Below are 17,361 nucleotides of genomic sequence, written 5' to 3'. Positions count from 1 at the left end.
TCCTTGTTGCTTTTTGGTCGATATGGGGTGTTTAGTCGCCTTTTTGCTCGCTGAACAACTGATCGAGCTTTTTCTCGTAATCGTGATAACCCAGGTAGTGATAGAGCTGCTCGCGGGTTTGCATGCTGTCCACCACCTGGCGCTGATGGCCCTCTTTCAGCAGGTGCTGATACACATTCAGCGCCGCCTGGTTCATGGCCCGGAATGCCGACAGCGGATAGAGCACCATGTCGACGCCGCACTCGGCCAGCTCGTCTCTGCTGAACAGCGGGGTCTGACCAAACTCGGTAATATTGGCCAGAATGGGCACCTTGACCGCCTCGGCAAACTGGCGGTATTGCTCCAGGGTGTTGATGGCCTCGGGGAAGATCATGTCGGCCCCCGCTTCCACACAGGCCAGTGCCCGCTCAATGGCGGCGTCCATGCCTTCCACCGCCAGGGCATCGGTACGCGCCATGATCACAAAGTTGCTGTCGGTTCTGGCATCCACCGCCGCCTTGACCCGGTCCACCATTTCGCCTTGGCTGACAATGGCCTTGTTGGGCCTGTGTCCGCAGCGCTTTTGCGCCACCTGATCTTCCAGGTGCACGGCAGCGGCGCCGGCGCGTTCCATCTCCTTAATGGTGCGGGCAATGTTAAAGGCACCGCCAAAGCCGGTGTCGATGTCCACCAGCAGCGGCAGCCTTGAGGCGGCGGTAATGCGGCGTACGTCTTCCAGTACATCGTTCAGGGTGGTAATGCCCAGATCCGGCAGGCCGTAAGAGGCATTGGCAATGCCGCCACCGGAAAGGTAAATGGCCTGGTGACCCACCTGCTCCGCCATCATGGCGCAATAGGGATTAATGGTGCCCACTACCTGCAGCGGCCGGTGGCTTTCCACGGCCTGACGGAATTGTGCTCCCGGACTCATAAGCTTGCTCCTTGTTCGTCATTCAGTTGTTGTTCAATCAACAGCCGGCTGCGCATGATATGGCGGCGCATCAGCAACTCGGCCAGCTCGCCGTCCCGCTCCCGCAGGGCCTCAAGCAGATGAAAGTGCTCGGTCAGCGCCTGTTGCGGGCGGGAATGTGAGCGCTGGGACTGATGGCGGTACATGCGCAACAGGTGATAAAGCTCGTCGCACAGCAGGTGTATCAGGGTGCTGTTACGGCTGGCCTGAATAAGACGGTAGTGAAAGTCGAAGTCGCCCTGCTGATGAAAATAGGACGCCCCTTCTACTTCCTCGATATGGGCCTTGTGGGTATTCAGCAGCTGTTGCAGGGCATCGAGCTCATCGTCGGTAATGTGCTGGCAGGCCAGGCGCACCGCCATGCCCTCGAGCGCTTCGCGCACCGCGTAAATCTCCACCAGCCTGGCCCGGCTCAGGGTAATGACCCGCGCACCCACATGGGGCACCCGTTCAATGAGCCCGAGAGATTCCACCCGCATAATGGCCTCGCGCAGTGGCCCGCGGCTCACCCCAAAACGGCGCGCCAGCTCCGGCTCGGAGATCTTGCTGCCGGCGGCAAACTGGCCTTTTACAATCAGATCGATCAACTGCTCGGTAAGGTTGGCCGACTTGGTCAGCTCCGGCAGATGGTCGACACCATGGTCTATTACTTCTTGCTCGATCATTTAAACTGTCAACAATTTAACGAATATGAAACAAAATTATCACCAGATATGGAGTTCATCAAGGTGATGTGTCGACAATTATGATTAGACTTTGGTCTGAGAGGTAACTTGGGGAATGGGGTAAGCTGAGCTGGCAGAATTTGAGCGCCCTGCGGGCGCTAATGCAGGCGAGCCGCCTGCGCTCCATATGAGCGGTGCATTTCTGGAGCGCGGGCGGCCCGCCCGCAATTTGGCGCGAAGCGGCAACTCCGGCTGCCCACCATGTGCCCGTCGGGTGTAAAATGCCGGCCCCGGGGAACATGGCCTCCAGCTCATTGACGGTGGCGTAGATCTGTTTGACCAGAGTCTGGTGGTTGATTATGAGAGTGAATCAGCACTGGTACTCAATACCGTCACCGGCAATTTTGAGCACCTTTGCCGTCACCAGCTGGTTCAGTTGTTGCTGAATGGCAAGTTCATTGCCCTGCAGCTTCAGTTGTGCGGCAATGTGATTGCGAAGGCTGGCTACTTTTTGAGGGCGTTTTTCCTTTGGGGTAGAAACCAGGCTTTGCAACAGCCGCTCGGTATCTGCCGGCACACTGTTCATTCTCAGTTGTTTGCAGGGTCGGCCGATATTTTTGATATGGGCAATCAGGGGTGAAAATCCCCCATCATTGCTTACCACTTCAAAAATGATATTGGCTGGTGCTTCGCTGTCGAATTTGCCCAGATAGTAAGCAAGGTGAAAATCCAGATTATTGGCCTGAGTGGCCTTGAGTTGAACCAGCATCATATTGATCGGCTTGTCATATCTGACATTACCAAAGTCCAGTTTCGGCTGATTGGCCCCCAGAAATACAATGACCCGCTCGTAACACGAGAGATCCACCTTGCTCAGACAGCCAATATTTTCATAATCGATGAACGCCCATTTCATGGTCTCTCTCCCTGAGTGCCATGCTATTAACAAAAAACGGCAGACTCATTAGCCTGCCGTTTTTCGTTACTGAACCTTACCCTTCAACAACGCCTCTATACTGCCCACGGCACCGAGCACGCTGCTGGCTTCATAGGGCAGGAAGATACGGTCGCCGTCTTTGCCGATCTCGGGCAGGGTTTTCAGGTATTCGAGGCCAAGCAGGTAGCCCACCACCATTTGCGGATCCAGCCGTTCGCTGCCGGCGGCAAGCACCTGGTCAATGGCCTGGCGCTGACCGTCGGCCATCAGAATGGCGGCTTCCTTTTCCCCTTCTGCCACCAGAATATTGGAGCGTTTTTCCCCTTCGGCCCGGGCAATGGCGGCCTCCCGCTCACCGCTGGCCTGCAGCACCAGGGCGCGGCGCTCCCGCTCGGCGGCCATTTGCTTGCGCATGGCGTCTTCCACCTCGGCAGGAATGATGATGTCCTGGATCTCGACCCGGGTGACTTTTACGCCCCACTTGTTGCCGGCCTCGTCCATCACAATTTGCAACTTGTCGTTGATCTCCTGGCGGGATTCAAACAACTTGTCGAGCTCCATTTTACCCACTTCGGAGCGCAACGAGGTCTTGGCCAGGATCTCGATGGCCTGAATGAGGTTTTCGGTCTGGTAAACCGCCCGCTCCGGGTCGATCACCTGAAAATAGAGAGCGCCGTTTACGGTCACGCTCACGTTATCGGCGGTGATCACCGACTGGCCGGGAAAGTCGAGCACGGTTTCGCGCCGGTCGATGCGGGTTTCTTCCTGCACCACCGCCACATTCTCACCGCCAATGGCCTGATAGCGGCGCACCTTGATGGACCGGGGCTTGTCAATAAAGGGAATAATCCAGTTAATGCCCGGGGACAGGGTTTTCTGGTAACTGCCGAGGCGCTCGATCACCACGGCTTCCGACTGCTGCACTATCATCAGGCCCTTGATCACCAGTGCCAGCACCAGCACGGTAAAGATCAGGGCAATAATCAACATCACATCCATGACAAAATCCCCTTGCTGTTTATGTTATTTCCTTGAAATTATTCGAGTTGTTTAACAATAGCGGTTATGCCGTCGAAGCGGATGATTTCCACTTCGTCACCCTCCTTCAACACGGTGCCGGTCTGAGCGCGCACCATAAACAGATCTCCTTCAAGCCTCAGCCGAAGCTCACCGTTATGATGACGTACCAGTTTTCCGGTTTGATGACGGCTTTCCCCCGCCAGGCCGCTTTGACGGCGCGAGGGCGCAAATTCACGAAAGACTTTTTTCAGCAGTGGCGCCAACACACCGGTGGCCAGGGCAAAGGCAAACCACTGGCCGGTGGCCCCCACATCAAATAACGCAGCGGTCATGGCGACCAGTGCCGCCAGACCCATGGCAAAGGCAAAAAAACCGGTGCCGAGCAGTTCGGCGAGCAATAAAACCAGGGCGGCAATCAGCCAGAGATGCCAGGCAAGCACGTATATTCACCTCAGATGCAAATGGAACAGTGATTACTATAGAGGAGGTGTTGCGGGTTGGAAATGGGTGTGGCGAGTGATTCAGGTATGGGTTCCCACGCAAAGCATGGGAACCAGGCAGGCGCCCGCTGAATGAGCACAGGCTTTGTTTGCAGGCCTTCAGGGAGAGAGTCCGGGTGGTATGCGTTCCCAAGAAGAGCAAGTGAAGAAAAGATACGGAGCAAGCAACTGACGACAAGGCTGTGTCTGCACAGGCGCATGGATCCCCGCCTTCGCGGGGATGACGTTCCTGCCCGGGGGTGACGGCAGTAATTATTAGCGTTTGGCGAGCTTGAACAGCTCAAAGAAGTTGGCGGTGGTTTGTTCGGCCACCTGCTCGTAGGGTATTCCCTTGAGCTCGGCCACGAACTCGGCCACGGTGCGGGTGTAGGCGGGCTCGTTTTCTTCACCACGGAACGGTACCGGGGCCAGCCAGGGAGAGTCGGTTTCCACCAGCAGCCGCTCCAGCGGCAGGGCCTTGACCACGTCCCGCAGGGCGTCGGCGCTGCGGAAGGTCACAATGCCGGAGATGGAAATGTAAAAGCCCAGCTCAATAGCGGCTTCCGCCATTTCCAGCGATTCGGTAAAGCAGTGCAGCACGCCGCCCACCTTGTCGGCACCGCCCTTGCGCAAAATTTCCAGGGTATCTTCCTGGGCGCTGCGGGTATGAATGATCAGCGGTTTGTTCAGCTCCACCGCCACACCCACATGCTGCTCAAAGGAGCGCTTTTGCAGCTCGGCGCTTTCCGGGGCGTAAAAATAATCCAGCCCGGTTTCGCCAATGGCCACTACCGACGGATGCGATGCCAGCTTGCGCAGCAGCGCCGGATCATTTTGTTCGTCACCCTGATGTAGCGGATGTACACCACAGGAAGCAAACACCTGAGGATAAGGCTCAACGGCCTTCAGCATATCGGGGAAGGACGACAGCCCCACGCCAATGCACAGCATGTGATTTACGCCGCGGTTGGCGGCTTTGGCAATGGCCTCGTCCATGGACTTGTGTTTCTTGCCGTAATCGAGTTTGTCGAGGTGGCAATGGGAATCAACCAGCAAAATCGGCTCCAGTAAAACGTGTTCGGTAAATCAGGAATGGGTTAATGCGCGCTGCAACCGGCGCAGCCATTGGCTCAGTTGCAGGCCGGCATTCATGGGCCGGCCCTGTCCCGGCTGCAGGCTGCGGCGCAACGCCAGCAGTTCGCTGTTCAGCTCATGCAGGGCCATGGCGCCCAGCCGTGCCAGGCGCTCGCTCTGCGCGCGGCAGTCATCGAGTTTCAGCGGCGCGTTTACCCCCAGCGCGGTTTGCAGCGCGTCCTGCAGCAACAGCTGCACCCACACCAGGTGCACGGGTTGCTCCAGCAGGCCCGTCTGCACCCTGGCCAGGTGGGTGGGCGTCTCGGCCAGACTGGCCAGCTCGGCGAGCAACGCCAGGCGCTTGTCGTCGGCGCCCCCTTGCAGGTATTCCAGGGTTTGCAGCGGCGAGCCCTGGTTTACGCTGAGTGCCGCCGGGGTGGCAGTCACGCCCTGCTCATTCAGCCAGGCCAGCGCGGTGTCAGTGTCGGGCAGTGGCACCAGCCACTGCTGGCACCGGCTGAGCAGCGTAGGAAGCAGCCGCTCGGGCCGGGACGACACCAAAATCAGCGTGGCCTCCCCCGCAGGCTCTTCCAGGGTTTTCAGCAGGGCGTTGGCGGCGGCCTCGGTCATCAGCTCGGCCCGTTCGATAATGGCCACCTTGCCATGACCCAGGCGCGCGCTTTCGCTCATGATCCGGCTGAGCTCGCGAATGGCATCAATGCCTATGCTTCGCCCTTCCCTGCCCACCACATGGAGATCCGAGTGGCTGCCGGCGGCGTTAAGCTCACAGGCATGGCACATACCGCAAGGAGCATTACTTGTATGTTGGCATAATAATGCGGTCGCCAGCTCAGCGGCCAGTTCGCGCTTGCCCAGGCCCGCCATGCCCTTGAGCAGCAGGCCATGGCCCAGGTGGCGCTCACGCACACCCTGCAGCAGCGGCTGCCAGACCGGGGTCAGCCAAGCGTACACAGTCGTCGCTCCAGGCAGGCCAGTACCCGTGCTTTCACTTCCTGCTCGTTGCCGGACGCGTCGATCAGCTCGCAATCGGGATCGGCCTCGGCCAGCTCCAGGTAACGGGCCCGGGTACGCTCGAAAAAGTCGAGATTTTCCAGCTCAATGCGGTCCAGCTCGCCGCGGCTGCGGGCCCGGGCCAGGCCCTGGGCAGGGTCGATGTCGAGATACAGGGTCAAATCCGGTTTAAAGTCGCCCAGCACCGCCTGTTTGATCTGGCTGATCAGATCCGCATCAATGCCCCGGCCGCCACCCTGGTAGGCCCGGGAAGACAAATCATGCCGATCCCCCACCACCCAGATGCCGTCACGCAACGCCGGCTGAATGCGGTTTTTCACCAATTGTACCCGGGCGGCGTACATCAGCAGCAGCTCGGCTTCCACGGTTAGTTGTTCTTCATGCACTTCCTTGACCAGGGCACGCATTTTTTCCGCCAGTGGCGTGCCACCGGGCTCCCGGGTGGTCATCACCTTATGACCTCGTGCCTCAAGCCAGCTCACCACATGGCGCTGCACCGTGCTCTTGCCGGCGCCTTCCAGGCCTTCAATGACAATAAATCGACTCATGGTTTACCTGTTCAGTATGTAGCGGCGCACCGCATTATTATGCTCGCGCAGGGTGCGGGAAAAGTGATGGCGCCCCTCGCCCATGGCCACGAAATAGTAATACCTGCTTTCGGCCGGGTTCAGCGCGGCACGAATGGCCTCCTGGCTGGGCATGGCAATCGGCGTCGGCGGCAGACCGTCAATCACATAGGTGTTGTACGGGGTGTGGGCACGCAGATCGCGCTTGCGAATGTTGCCGTCATAGTCCTCGCCCATGCCGTAGATCACGGTGGGATCGGTCTGCAGCCGCATGCCCCGGCGCAACCGGTTGATGAATACAGAGGCGATCATGGGGCGCTCTTCGGCAATGCCGGTTTCCTTTTCAATGATGGACGCCAGGATCAGCGCCTCATAGGGCGTATCGATGGGCAGGTTGGGCTCGCGGGCCTCCCAGGCCTCATTCAGAAAATCCTGCATATGGGCATAGGCGCGCTCGAGCACGTCATAGTCGCTGTCGCCAGGGGTGTAGCTGTAGGTTTCGGGCAAAAACAGGCCTTCCAGCTTGTCGTGCTCCACCCCCAGGCGCTCGGCCAGTTGCGCTTCGCTGACGCCGTCGAGCTCGTGCTCCAGATACTCGGCCTCGGCCAGCCGGGCACGCCAGTCGGACAGCCGCAGGCCTTCCACCAGGGTCACATTCAGGCGATACACATCACCCTTCACGAAGGTATTGAGGGCCTCGCGCAGAGAGGTGCCGTCATCCAGCTTGTAGGTGCCCTGGCGCACCGCCGCCAGCTCCGGGTGCAGCTTCAGCCACAGCTTGCGATGCAGCACCGGCAGCCCGGGGCTGAGCCGGCCGGTCAGTTGCAGCGCGGTCTCGCCTCGGTGCACCACAAACAGCGGGTGTTCGCCAGGCGTGATGGTCAGTTGTTCCAGTTTCTGCCACTGGTGATAGCCGTAACCGGCCAGTCCCGCACCCGCCAGGGTGGCCGCCAGCACGACCCCCTTCAGGCCTTTAATCAATTTGCTCATATCGTTGTTGTAGTGCTCTCGTCATTGAATGCTCACCGCTCAGTGCGCGCCCGGCCACCGAGCTCACCGGCACCAGGCCCATCAGGGCGTTGGTGATCCAGGCTTCATCGGCGCCTTGCAGCGCCTCCAGTGGGGCGCTGACCTGCTGCACCCGCCCTTCCAGCTCGGTCATGACCCAGGCCCGCAGGGTACCGTGCACACCGCCATTGGCCAACTCGGGCGTAAACACCGCCTCGCCCTTGCGCCAGAACAGGTTGGCGGTGACCGCTTCCATTACCCTGCCCGCTTCGTTCAGTACCACACCCTCGGCAAGCTGCCTGCTTTCAAGCTCGGCCTTGAGCAGCACCTGCTCCAGCCGGTTCACGGTTTTCAGCCCCGCCAGCAGGGTGGAGCTGCCCAGGCGCCCTTCGCACAGGCCAAGGTCAATGCCCTGCCGCCGCCATTCAAGGTAATGCGCCGGAAAAGGTGACAGGTTCAGCACCACAGTGGTGTCGCCGCAGCCGGCAATACCATAGCCGCGCCCGCCGGGGCCGCGCAACAGCGTCAGCCGCAACACGCGATCGCCCTCGTCCGGCAGTGCCGCCAGCTCGGCTTCAACAACGGCCCAGTCGGGCTCGTCCATGTGCAGCCGGCGGCAGGCATCTATCAGCCGGGCCTTGTGCAATGGCCACAGCCTGATCCGGCCCCGGCGTGCGTGCATGGTGGTGAAGTGACCGTCGCCCAGCTGCCAGCCGCGGCTCAGGGCCTGCTCCTGTGGATGAAGGATTTTCTGCATGGTTATTTCATAAAAAAAGCCCGGCACATGGCCGGGCTGTATCTGACCAAAAGGCCATTATATGCGTTTGAAGATCAATGAGCCATTGGTGCCGCCAAACCCGAAGGAGTTGGACAGGGCATACTCAAACTCCGCCTTCTTCGGCTGGTGCGGAACCAGATCCAGGTCGCACTCATCATCCGGATTGTCCAGGTTGATGGTGGGCGGAGCAATTTGATCGCGCAGAGCCAGCACGGTCACGATGGCTTCCACCGCACCGGCGGCACCCAGCAGGTGACCGGTCATCGACTTGGTGGAGCTCACCAGCAGCTTGCCGGCGTGCTCGCCAAAGACCTTCTTCACCGCCTTCAGCTCGGCCACATCCCCCAGCGGGGTGGAGGTGCCGTGGGCATTGATGTAACCCACCAGGGCCGGATCCAGATCCGCATCGCGCAGGGCGTTGGCCATGGCCGCGGCGGCACCGCTGCCGTCGTCGGGCGGCGCGGTCATGTGGTGTGCATCACCGCTCATGCCAAAGCCAACCAGCTCGGCATAAATGGTGGCACCACGGGCCTTGGCCTGCTCATATTCTTCCAGCATCACCACACCGGCGCCGTCACCCAGCACAAAGCCGTCGCGCTCCTTGTCCCACGGACGGCTGGCCTTTTGAGGCTCGTCGTTGCGGGTAGACAGCGCGCGGGCCGCGGCAAAGCCACCCATGCCCATGGGCGTGGAGGCCTTTTCGGTACCGCCGGCCAGCATGGCATCGGCATCACCGTAGGCGATCATGCGCGCCGCCAGACCAATGCTGTGCGTACCTGTGGTACAGGCAGTGGTGGCCGCAATGTTGGGGCCGCGCAGGCCTTTCATGATCGACAGATGACCGGACACCATGTTGATGATGGTGGACGGCACAAAGAAGGGGCTTAGCTTGCGCGGGCCGCTCTTCATCAGGTTGGTGTGGTTCTGCTCGATCAGACCGAGGCCACCAATGCCAGAGCCGATGGACACGCCAACACGGTCCGCATTGGCATCGGTAATCTCCAGTCCGGCGTCCGCAAAGGCCTGCAGGCCAGCGGCAACACCGTACTGAATAAACAGATCCATCTTGCGGGCTTCTTTCTTGGCAATGCCATGCGCTTCCGGGTCAAAATCCTTGACCAGGCCGGCAAACTTGGTGGTGTAATCGGTAGTATCAAAATGATCGATGTTGGTAATGCCACTTTGACCTGCCAGCAGGGCCTGCCAGCTGGCATCGACCGAGTTTCCGACAGGAGATAGCATACCGAGGCCAGTCACCACGACTCTGCGTTTTGACACAGGAGCGCCTCCGAATGGGGATTTAAACAAGAAAAAACCGAAGTGGCGGGCGCCACTTCGGTACAGGTTTGTTATTCCTGGTTAGCGTTGATGTAGTCGATCGCAGCTTGAACGGTGGTGATCTTTTCCGCTTCTTCGTCAGGAATCTCGGTATCGAACTCTTCTTCCAGAGCCATTACCAGTTCAACGGTGTCCAGGGAATCCGCGCCCAGATCATCAACGAAGGAAGCTTCGGATTTAACTTCTTCTTCCTTAACGCCCAGTTGCTCTACGATGATTTTCTTTACGCGTTCTTCGATGTTGCTCATGACCAGTATTTTCCTTTAGAAATACGCAAGTGCGTGTCGTTGCGGTAGTGTATAAAAATGACCGTCGTTTGCAAGCCTGTTTGGGGCTGGTCTAACCAGAATTCATACGATAAATGCCGCATTTTCCGCCAAACAGATGCCAACAGTGGTGATTTTCATCACACCATGTACATGCCGCCATTAACGTGCAGCGTTTCGCCGGTAATGTAACCAGCTTCATCCGACGCCAAAAAGGCCACGGCGGATGCAATCTCTTTGGGGTCGCCCAGACGCTGGGCCGGAACCTGTGACAAGATACCGGCTCGCTGCTCGTCATTCAATGCGCGCGTCATGTCGGTTTCAATAAATCCAGGGGCCACCACGTTCACGGTGATGCCACGGGAAGCCACTTCCCGGCCCAGGGACTTGCTGAAGCCAATCAGACCCGCCTTGGCGGCAGCGTAGTTGGCCTGGCCGGCGTTGCCCATGGTGCCCACCACGGAGCCGATGGTCACAATGCGGCCAAAGCGCTTTTTCATCATGGTGCGCAGCACCGCCTTGGACAGACGGAATACGGAAGTGAGGTTGGTGTCGATAATGTCCTGCCACTCCTCATCCTTCATGCGCATCATCAGGTTGTCGCGGGTGATGCCGGCGTTGTTGACCAGCACATCGATATCACCGAAACGTTCCTTGATGGTGGCCAGGGTCTGCTCGAGAGAGGCAGCGTCGGTCACGTTCAGCACCAGACCGGCGCCCTTGTCGCCCAGATAGGCGCTGATCGCCTCGGCGCCCTTTTCGCTGGTGGCAGTACCGATGACGGTGGCGCCACGCTCAGCAAACAGTTCGGCGGTGGCCCGGCCGATGCCACGGCTGGCACCGGTTACCAGGACTACTTTACCGGAAAAACTCATAGTAACTCCTTAAGCTGTAAACAGGGCGGGCCTTAAACGATGGGCCAATTCAATGGCGCCCGCCACTCTTTACCGGGGTTTTACATGAAGCCGGGCTTCACGTCATAAAGGCAATTAACCGTTTACCGCGGCCAGGGCTTTTTCCAGGCTGGCATCGTCGTTCACTGCCAGCCCTTCCACCCGCTTGTCGATGCGCTTGGCCAGACCGGTGAGTACCTTGCCCGGGCCCACTTCCAGTGCCAGGGTCACACCCTGCTCCGCCATGGTTTCCACGGTCTCGGTCCAGCGTACCGGACTGTAGAGCTGACGCACCAGCGCATCCTTGATGGCGGCCGGATCGGTCTCGGGCTTGACGTCCACATTGTTGAGAACGGGCACGGACGGGGCGTTAAAGCTCATGGCGCCCAAGGTCTCGGCCAGCTTGTCGGCGGCGGGCTTCATCAGGGCACAGTGAGACGGCACGCTGACCGGCAGCGGCAGTGCGCGCTTGGCGCCGCTTTCTTTCATCAGGGCATTGGCACGCTCCACGGCGGCCTTGTTACCGGCGATCACCACCTGACCCGGTGAGTTGAAGTTCACCGCAGACACCACCTCGCCTTCTGCGGCTTTTTCGCAGTTGGCAATAATAGTGTCATTATCAAGGCCGATGATGGCCGACATGGCACCGGTGCCTTCGGGCACGGCATCCTGCATCAGCTTGCCGCGCAGCTCCACCAGCCTGACGCCGTCGGCCAGGCTCAGCACACCGGCGCACACCAGGGCGGAATACTCACCCAGGCTGTGACCGGCCATCACGGCGGGCTGTGCCCCACCCTGCTGTTGCCACAAGCGATAAAGGGCAACGGAAGCGGTCAGCAGTGCCGGCTGGGTATGCCAGGTTTTGTTCAGCTCTTCTGCCGGGCCGTTCAGCACCAGCTCCGCCAGATTGTAACCGAGGGCGTCAGACGCCTCGGCAAAGGTCGTTTTTACAATCTCGTGATTAGCCAGCACATCGGCCAGCATGCCCACAGTCTGGGATCCCTGTCCGGGAAAGGTAATGGCAAAAGACATGGTATTTCCTCTTAAAAACGTACCAGGGCCGAGCCCCAGGCAAAGCCGCCGCCAAAGGCTTCCAGCAGCACCAGCTGACCGCGCTGAATGCGGCCGTCACGCACCCCTTCATCCAGGGCGATGGGCACACTGGCCGCCGAGGTATTGCCGTGCTTGTCGAGGGTCAGGATCACGCTGTCCAGTGACATGCCCAGCTTGCGGGCGGTGGCGTTGATAATACGGTAGTTGGCCTGGTGGGGAACCAGCCAGTCGAGTTCCGACTTGTCGATACCGTTGGCCTCGAGGGTCTGGGTCACGATGTCACTCAGGCGGCTTACGGCCACCTTGAACACTTCGTTGCCCTTCATGTGCATGTAGGCATCCATTTCGGTGCCGGACACCCCGCGCTGACGGTGCGGCAGCTTGAGCAGCTCGCCATAGGCACCATCGGCATGCAGATGGGTAGACAGAATGCCCGGCTCTTCACTGGCGCCCAGCACCACGGCACCGGCGCCGTCACCAAACAGAATGATGGTGGATCTGTCTTCCGGATCGCACATGCGCGACAGCGCATCGGCGCCAATCACCAGCACATGGCGGGCCGCGCCGCTTTTAATGAATTGATCGGCCACGCTCAGGGCGTAGCTGAAGCCGGCACAGGCGGCGGCAAGATCAAAGGCCGGAATACCGGGCACCTTGAGCAGGGCCTGGACTTCACAGGCGGCGGCCGGAAAGGCATTGTCGGCGCTGGTGGTGGCCAGCACTATCATGTCGAGCTGCTGGGCTTCGATGCCGGCGGCATCCAGGGCGCGCAGAGCGGCGCCGTAAGACATGGTGGCCACGGTTTCTTCGGCGCCGGCAATGCGACGCTCGCGAATACCGGTACGCTCCACAATCCACTGATCACTGGTTTCTACCATTCTTTCCAGGTCGGCGTTGGTACGCACATCCTGAGGCAGGTAGCTGCCGGTTCCCAAAATTTTACTGTTCATAGGCGTTATCTTGCGTGACTGTCCTGAGGGGCAGTATCAAAAAGATGCGCAATCCTGGCAGGCAAAGCATGTTCTGTTTCCGCTACGGCCTGCAGAATCGCATTCAAGAAGGCGGGTGATGCTGCGCTCCCGTGGCTTTTTACCACACTGGAGCGTAATCCTATCAGACTGGCACCATTATACTGGTCTGGGTTCAGATGAGAAAGTCGCCGTTTTACCCAGAAAGCGAGCAGTTTCCGCCAGAAACCCCGTTTTTTCCCCGCCCCCAGCAACAGGCGGGCCACGCCCTCACTGGTTTTAAGCGCCACATTACCGACAAAACCGTCACACACAATGACATCGGCCTTGCCGGCAAAAAGGTCATTGCCTTCCACGTAGCCGGTATAGTGCAGCTCGGGCTGCGTCTTTAAACGACGTGCCGCCTGGCGCACGGCATCGGTGCCCTTGTTGGCTTCGGCCCCCACGTTCAGCAGGGCCACCCGGGGGCGGGACTGCGACAACACATGCCGCGCCACCGCATTTCCCATCAGCGCAAACTGCACCAGCTGACCGGCATCACAACTGACATTGGCGCCTACGTCCAGCAACAGGGCGTGGCTGCCATCGACCTGGGGCATGCGCGTGATAAGAGCGGGCCGGTCCACTCCCGGCAGGGTATGCACCACCCGAACGGCCAGCGCCATCAGGGCGCCTGTGTTGCCGCCGCTGACACAGGCCTGGGCTTCGCCCCTGGCCAGGGCATCAAGCGCCTTGCACATGGAAGAGTCGGCCAGATGACGCAGCGCGTAGCCGGCCTTGTGCTCATTGGTTACCTGCTGGGTACAGTAATGCACCCGAACCCTGGGGTGGGCGTTCAGGTTGCAGCGGTCAAGCCAGGGGGAAAGCGCCGCGCGGGACCCGAACATCTGCAAATGAAGTTCGGGCAGAAGCGACAGTGCCTGCGCGGCGGCAGGCACTGTAACAGGAGGGCCGAAATCGCCCCCCATCATATCAAGCGCAACGGTCAGCTGCGGCAAAAGGCAAGCCTTACTTGGCGATTACCTTCTGGCCACGGTAGAAACCATCGGCAGTCACGTGGTGACGACGATGAGTTTCGCCAGTGGTCTGGTCTACAGACAGGTTGGCGGTGCTCAGGGCATCGTGTGAACGACGCATACCACGCTTGGAACGGGTTTTACGGTTCTGTTGTACGGCCATTTGACCTAACTCCTAAATCAGTTACTTTCGTTTCAGCTCTTCCAGAATCGCGAAAGGATTCGGACGCTCTTCGGCTTCAGGAATGTTCCCGTAGCTCAAATCGTACTTGCCTTCGGCGCAGTGCTCATTTTCATGGGCGGGCACCAGCGGCAGGCCAAGGATGAGTTCATCCTCGATGATCTGGACCAGGTTGACTTCCCCGAATTCATCAGCCTCAAACGTCTCGTACGCTTCCGGCAGCTCCGGCGCCTCGGCATTCTCACGCGAAGGCGTGTACGTAAACTCGGACTCTATGGTGCTATCGAATGGCTCGTTACAGCGCTGGCACTGAAGGGTTACTTGTGCGCGGGCAGAACCCGTCATCACGCGCAGCCCCTGGGCATCGGTACCAAAGCTCAGTGAGACGTCGATATCACCATGGATACCTTGGGTTGACTCCGCCAGTCTGGGCATCAGCTCTGCGGCATAAACACCCTGATAATCCAGGCGTTTATTGGCGCAGCGGGCGGGGTCTACCTTGATGGGCAACTTTACCTTTTCCATAAGGCGCGCATATTATAGCGCCACTCCCCCGGAGTCAAAGGGAAAATAGTGCGCAACGCGACCAACGGCCATTTGTAACGCGAGTAGGCCCGGCGCTAGAATCGGTGCCTAACATTTCCCTGAGCAGAGTGCTGTCATGCCGCCCATTATTCTTGCGTCTTCCTCTCCCTATCGCCGTGCCCTGCTGGCACGTCTGGGGCTTGCCTTTGACTGCCACAGTCCGGACATTGACGAGACCGCCCTGGCCGAAGAAACCGGCGAGCAACTGGCCCTGCGCCTGGCCGAACAAAAGGCGGCGGCGGTGGCTGCCGAGTATAAAGAAGGCCTGGTGATTGGCTCGGATCAGGTGTGCGTGAACGGTGAGCTGCTGCTGGGCAAACCCGGCACCCTGGAAAAAGCCCGCCAGCAACTGCTGGCCGCCGCGGGCAAGCGGGTCTCCTTTTATACCGGGCTGTGCCTGCATGACATAGCCACGGGCCGAAAGGCATCACTGGTTGAGCCCTTTCATGTGCATTTTCGCCCGCTGACCCTTGCCCAGATTGATCGCTACCTGGACAAGGAGCCGGCCCTGGACTGCGCGGGCGCCTTTAAATGCGAAGGCCTCGGCATCAGTCTGTTTGAACGTATGGACGGCCGCGACCCCAACAGCCTGGTGGGCCTGCCGCTCATCGCCCTGGTGGACCTGCTGACGGAATTTGGAGTGAAAGTGCCCTGATTCGTGAGGAGTGAGGTGAAAGGACACTATCCCCTCACCTCCCCCCCCCTCACGCATTTAAACCCACTGGGGCAAATGGCGAATATCATCAATCATGGCGATGGGGCTGTGGGCGCCGAGCTGATCCCGGTTGTGCACACCGTAGGTGACGCCAATGCGGTCCATGCCAATGGCTTCGGCCATGGCCAGATCGTAACTGGAGTCCCCAACCATCACCGCCTGCTCCGGGGCCAGGCCGAGCTCGTCCAGAATTTGCGCCAGCATCAGCGGGTCTGGCTTGGAACGGGCCTGATCCGCCCCGCGCAGGGCGTGAAACAGGTGCCCGAGGCCGGTATCGGCCAACACCCGGTCGAGCCCCACACGCTGCTTGCCGGTGGCTACCGCCAGCCGGTAGCCGCCCGAATGCAACCCGCTCAGGGTATCGGCGGCGCCGGCAAACAGTGGCGTGGGCGTGGTGTTCAGCTCAAGGTAATGAAGCCGGTAGGCCTCCAGCAATTTATCACTCTCGGCGGCAGACAGCTCCCCAAACAAAATCGGAAAGGCCTTGTACAGGCTCAGACCGATAATATGCCGCACCGCCTCCGGCGAGGGCACCGGCAGGCGGCAGTCAGTGGCCGCCGCCTCCATGCAGGACACAATACGCGCCACCGAGTCCATCAGGGTGCCGTCCCAGTCAAAGATCACCAGTTCGTATTTCATGAGGCGGCCATTCGTGTCAGCAGCTTTTTCAGAGCCGGCTCCAGAGGCGCTTCCAGCGTCATGGTCTCTTCCTTGCCCGGGTGATAAAAGCGAATGCGGCAGGCATGCAGAAACAGGCGGCTCAGCCCCTGACTGCGCATGGTCTCGTCGAACTGGCGATCGCCGTATTTGTCATCGCCGGCAATGGGATGGCCCGCATGCAGGGTATGTACCCGGATTTGATGAGTACGGCCGGTCACCGGACTGCACTCCACCAGGGTGGCGCCCTTGAATTTCTGCACAATGCGAAAACGGGTTTCCGAGGGTTTGCCGTCCCGGTCTACTCTGACGATGCGCTCGCCCGAAGCCAGCTCGTTTTTCTTCAGCGGCGCCTTGACCGCCTTCTGATGAGACTGCCACTGGCCCCGCACCAGCGCCAGGTAATGCTTGTCCATGGTTTTTTCTCGCAGCTGCTCGTGCAGGCTGCGCAGCATGCTGCGTTTTTTGGCCACCAGCAAAATACCGGAGGTATCCCGGTCCAGCCGGTGTACCAGCTCCAGAAAACGGGCCTGGGGCCGCAGTGAGCGCAGGCCCTCGATCACCCCGAAACTGAGGCCACTGCCACCGTGCACCGCCATGCCCGACGGCTTGTTGAGCACCAGCAGGGCGTCATCCTCATAGACAATGGCTGATTCCAGCCCCTGCACGCTGTCGAGCTTCGCCGAGGGCAGCACTTCTTCGCGCTCGGCCACCCGCACCGGCGGCACACGAATGATGTCGCCGGTCATCAGCTTGTATTCCGGTTTGATGCGCTTCTTGTTAACCCTAACCTCACCCTTGCGCAAAATACGATAAATCAGGCTTTTGGGAACGCCTTTGAGCTGAGTCCGTAAAAAATTGTCGATGCGCTGCCCTTCATGCTCAGCCTCGATGGTGAGCAGCCGCACGCTTTGATGTTCTTGTTTCATGGCGTGGATTCTACCACCGAAGCCGGTGTTTTTGCTGCAAAAATGGTGCCTTGCTAAGGCTGTGGGTAAAGTGTGATAATGCGTGAGTTTTTCGTGTCTTCCCGGGTGGGGAGACACACACTCAAACCCCGGAAATACCGCTTGGTTCGCGACCTTTGGGCTACCCTCCCTTTGACGTGATACACACCTGCAAAATGCGCCTCATGCGTAGCCAGCCGGGAGGCTGTAATGACTACGCTACAAGACTCGAGG

The 17,361-nt window shown here is 59.6% G+C and carries 21 protein-coding genes; 1 reads left to right on the top strand and 20 read right to left on the bottom strand.

All coding sequences use genetic code 11. The annotated features are described in order from the left end of the window. Positions 1–31 precede the first annotated feature (31 nt). The 18 genes from prpB to yceD all read right to left on the bottom strand — a co-directional run bounded on the left by prpB (position 32) and on the right by yceD (position 14,748). Positions 32–910, bottom strand: coding sequence for a methylisocitrate lyase (prpB, locus tag Q9290_RS06050; protein ID WP_306078747.1), 879 nt, complete (start codon positions 908–910; stop codon positions 32–34). After that, positions 907–1,614: a GntR family transcriptional regulator gene (locus Q9290_RS06045; RefSeq protein WP_306078746.1), complete on the bottom strand. Its 708-nt coding sequence runs from the start codon at positions 1,612–1,614 to the stop codon at positions 907–909. The genes prpB and Q9290_RS06045 overlap by 4 nt, the downstream gene beginning before the upstream one ends. Before the next feature lie 370 nt (positions 1,615–1,984). Next, on the bottom strand, positions 1,985–2,530 hold the full coding sequence (locus Q9290_RS06040) for a PIN domain-containing protein (protein WP_306078745.1): 546 nt from the start codon (positions 2,528–2,530) through the stop codon (positions 1,985–1,987). Between the two features lie 66 nt (positions 2,531–2,596). Then, a complete protein-coding gene (locus Q9290_RS06035; RefSeq protein ID WP_306078744.1) occupies positions 2,597–3,550 on the bottom strand; it encodes an SPFH domain-containing protein in 954 nt (317 codons plus the stop codon). A 38-nt stretch (positions 3,551–3,588) separates the two neighbouring features. Continuing rightward, positions 3,589–4,011, bottom strand: a complete 423-nt coding sequence (locus tag Q9290_RS06030) for an NfeD family protein (RefSeq protein WP_306078743.1) — start codon at positions 4,009–4,011, stop codon at positions 3,589–3,591. A gap of 315 nt (positions 4,012–4,326) precedes the next feature. Beyond that, positions 4,327–5,109, bottom strand: coding sequence for a TatD family hydrolase (locus Q9290_RS06025; RefSeq protein WP_306078895.1), 783 nt, complete (start codon positions 5,107–5,109; stop codon positions 4,327–4,329). Between the two features lie 27 nt (positions 5,110–5,136). Continuing rightward, positions 5,137–6,096: a DNA polymerase III subunit delta' gene (gene holB / locus Q9290_RS06020; protein WP_306078742.1), complete on the bottom strand. Its 960-nt coding sequence runs from the start codon at positions 6,094–6,096 to the stop codon at positions 5,137–5,139. After that, the gene (tmk, locus tag Q9290_RS06015; RefSeq protein ID WP_306078740.1) at positions 6,081–6,704 is read right to left on the bottom strand and encodes a dTMP kinase; all 624 of its coding nucleotides are present in this window, start codon (positions 6,702–6,704) and stop codon (positions 6,081–6,083) included. Before tmk ends, holB begins: the two co-directional genes overlap by 16 nt. A gap of 3 nt (positions 6,705–6,707) precedes the next feature. Beyond that, the gene (gene mltG, locus Q9290_RS06010) at positions 6,708–7,712 is read right to left on the bottom strand and encodes an endolytic transglycosylase MltG (RefSeq protein ID WP_306078739.1); all 1,005 of its coding nucleotides are present in this window, start codon (positions 7,710–7,712) and stop codon (positions 6,708–6,710) included. Continuing rightward, complete coding sequence (pabC, locus tag Q9290_RS06005; RefSeq protein ID WP_306078738.1) at positions 7,696–8,487, bottom strand: aminodeoxychorismate lyase; 792 nt, start codon at positions 8,485–8,487, stop codon at positions 7,696–7,698. The genes mltG and pabC overlap by 17 nt, the downstream gene beginning before the upstream one ends. Positions 8,488–8,544: 57 nt before the next feature. Next, the gene (gene fabF, locus Q9290_RS06000) at positions 8,545–9,786 is read right to left on the bottom strand and encodes a beta-ketoacyl-ACP synthase II (RefSeq protein ID WP_306078737.1); all 1,242 of its coding nucleotides are present in this window, start codon (positions 9,784–9,786) and stop codon (positions 8,545–8,547) included. Between the two features lie 71 nt (positions 9,787–9,857). Beyond that, positions 9,858–10,094 (bottom strand): acyl carrier protein, encoded by a 237-nt coding sequence (acpP, locus tag Q9290_RS05995; protein WP_014292450.1) that lies wholly within the window; start codon positions 10,092–10,094, stop codon positions 9,858–9,860. A 158-nt stretch (positions 10,095–10,252) separates the two neighbouring features. Further along, the gene (fabG, locus tag Q9290_RS05990) at positions 10,253–10,987 is read right to left on the bottom strand and encodes a 3-oxoacyl-ACP reductase FabG (protein ID WP_306078736.1); all 735 of its coding nucleotides are present in this window, start codon (positions 10,985–10,987) and stop codon (positions 10,253–10,255) included. Positions 10,988–11,101: 114 nt separating this feature from the next. Next, the gene (gene fabD / locus Q9290_RS05985; protein WP_306078735.1) at positions 11,102–12,037 is read right to left on the bottom strand and encodes an ACP S-malonyltransferase; all 936 of its coding nucleotides are present in this window, start codon (positions 12,035–12,037) and stop codon (positions 11,102–11,104) included. An 11-nt stretch (positions 12,038–12,048) separates the two neighbouring features. Further along, positions 12,049–13,008, bottom strand: coding sequence for a beta-ketoacyl-ACP synthase III (locus Q9290_RS05980; RefSeq protein WP_306078734.1), 960 nt, complete (start codon positions 13,006–13,008; stop codon positions 12,049–12,051). A gap of 5 nt (positions 13,009–13,013) precedes the next feature. Next, positions 13,014–14,024 (bottom strand): phosphate acyltransferase PlsX, encoded by a 1,011-nt coding sequence (plsX, locus tag Q9290_RS05975; RefSeq protein WP_306078733.1) that lies wholly within the window; start codon positions 14,022–14,024, stop codon positions 13,014–13,016. Positions 14,025–14,034: 10 nt separating this feature from the next. Next, entirely contained in the window at positions 14,035–14,205 is a 171-nt protein-coding gene (gene rpmF / locus Q9290_RS05970; protein ID WP_014292445.1) for a 50S ribosomal protein L32, read from the bottom strand. 21 nt (positions 14,206–14,226) lie between these two features. Beyond that, positions 14,227–14,748: a 23S rRNA accumulation protein YceD gene (yceD, locus tag Q9290_RS05965; protein WP_306078732.1), complete on the bottom strand. Its 522-nt coding sequence runs from the start codon at positions 14,746–14,748 to the stop codon at positions 14,227–14,229. 136 nt (positions 14,749–14,884) lie between these two features. Between yceD and Q9290_RS05960 the strand changes: the two genes are divergently transcribed. Further along, the gene (locus Q9290_RS05960; RefSeq protein ID WP_306078731.1) at positions 14,885–15,463 is read left to right on the top strand and encodes a Maf family protein; all 579 of its coding nucleotides are present in this window, start codon (positions 14,885–14,887) and stop codon (positions 15,461–15,463) included. A 57-nt stretch (positions 15,464–15,520) separates the two neighbouring features. On the opposite strand, the gene Q9290_RS05955 is transcribed toward Q9290_RS05960, so the two are convergent. Further along, the gene (locus Q9290_RS05955; RefSeq protein WP_306078730.1) at positions 15,521–16,162 is read right to left on the bottom strand and encodes an HAD family hydrolase; all 642 of its coding nucleotides are present in this window, start codon (positions 16,160–16,162) and stop codon (positions 15,521–15,523) included. Next, entirely contained in the window at positions 16,159–17,109 is a 951-nt protein-coding gene (gene rluC / locus Q9290_RS05950) for a 23S rRNA pseudouridine(955/2504/2580) synthase RluC (protein ID WP_306078729.1), read from the bottom strand. The genes Q9290_RS05955 and rluC overlap by 4 nt, the downstream gene beginning before the upstream one ends. Positions 17,110–17,361 lie beyond the last annotated feature (252 nt).

Origin of the sequence: Oceanimonas aquatica (assembly GCF_030732065.1) — a bacterium.
Taxonomy (GTDB): domain Bacteria; phylum Pseudomonadota; class Gammaproteobacteria; order Enterobacterales; family Aeromonadaceae; genus Oceanimonas.
The sequence above is the reverse complement of the archived record's forward strand: the minus strand, read 5'-3'. Positions and strand labels throughout refer to the sequence as shown.